At 40.3% G+C, this 1412-nt stretch carries 1 protein-coding gene; it reads right to left on the reverse strand.

The window, feature by feature from the left end; translation table 11 throughout:
- Positions 1–409 precede the first annotated feature (409 nt).
- On the reverse strand, positions 410–1003 hold the full coding sequence (locus HEN21_RS23330; protein ID WP_077738495.1) for a pili assembly chaperone: 594 nt from the start codon (positions 1001–1003) through the stop codon (positions 410–412).
- Positions 1004–1412 lie beyond the last annotated feature (409 nt).

A 1412-nucleotide genomic window follows, 5' to 3' on the forward strand; every position in this document is an offset into this window, starting at 1 on the left:
CCCTGGATCTGATTTCAGGCGTTGGGTGTGGATCACTATTGCACCGTTCGTGACAGTATAAGTGTCAGACATTTTTTTTTCATAACGGAGACTCCGTGTTCGTATATAAGTGTTTGTTAGTCAATGCGGACTTTAAGTAAGGGTTCATTATTTTATGTGCAATTGGATGGGTAATGTATACCGATATTGAGAGAATTACTCCTGAATGTCCCGTTTTAGTCGCATTCAGAAGTTTGCTTGCGTCTTTAATATTGTTGATTAGTATTTTCATTATTCTACCTTTTGAGTTTTAATGTTGCATGTTATTTTAAAGGTGAGGTTGTGAATAGCCCATTAAGCCAGTGTTTTGGTTTTTTTTGAAAATGAAAATCCTGTTTATGAGCATTCTTTTTATATCTAAATGTATTTTTTAATTGGTGTGGTGGGTCTGGTGAGGACGAATGACGACTGTCATTCCGTCCGAATGCAAATGCGGGAGAGACCACTGAAATAAGAGATATACAAAAGGAATTGATAATTTTTCGTACAGACTTGTTTTCCGTGGGTATGTAATAACTGAAAAACTCAAATCATAAGATTCCAGTCTCTTTATAAGTTTATTTATTCTTGCCGGAGTAAAGAGATGTGAATGCATGACAATGATTTCATCATTATTAATTGCTTTTGATATCAGAGAAAGCAATACATCCCAGTGTTTCCTCATTGACTTCGGGCAACGTGTGTCAGCATAGGGGCTAAGATGTATAGTTGATTTCTTGCTTCCCTTTTTCTTCTTCACAAAGAATGTGAAGTCGTATTTAGATGCAGACCTTACAATAAGAAGTACACATCTGAAAAGTAGTGGGAAAATGCAAATCACAACCACCACACAGAAATATAACATATAAGGCAATGATAAGTTGTCAGTGTATGGATAACGTAAGTATTGCCATGGGGTAGTGATGTACAGACAAAGCGTACACCAAAGCAACCAGAGATATAATGGTGCGTTATTATTTTTCATGTTGGCTGAGGCAGGCGACTAAAATAACAGACTAAGGAGGATTAACTGTTTAATGCGTGCAGAAACGTCGGGCAAGCTCATCGGGGTCTGTCGGTGTTTTCGTTGAAAACAGCCTGCGTTTGCAGTGTGCGTCGACGACCAGTATTTGCAGTCGTCCGGGATGTTGCTGTGGCATCAAAGACTCCTTCCGGAACGTGAAAAGAAGCAGCTGTACCGTCATAACTGCACGTACCGGTTGCGAAAAAACGGCACAAGCGAGTAGTGACAGAAAGAATGTCGGAAACGGCAGGAAGGGCGGTACAGGCTGCGAAGACTGGAAACGGGGTATGCCGGGGATTACACATCCTCAGTGTAATGGATTTGCCCCTATATTTCCAGACACCTGTTATCACTTAACCCATTACTGGTC

Origin of the sequence: Escherichia sp. 93.1518 (genome assembly GCF_013368915.2) — a bacterium.
GTDB classification, from domain to species: Bacteria; Pseudomonadota; Gammaproteobacteria; order Enterobacterales; family Enterobacteriaceae; genus Escherichia; species Escherichia ruysiae.

What these genes read in the sequence shown, in the direction of transcription:
- HEN21_RS23330 (WP_077738495.1), bottom strand. Translation starts at nt 1,003, where the DNA reads ATGAAAAATAATAACGCACCATTATATCTCTGGTTGCTTTGGTGTACG.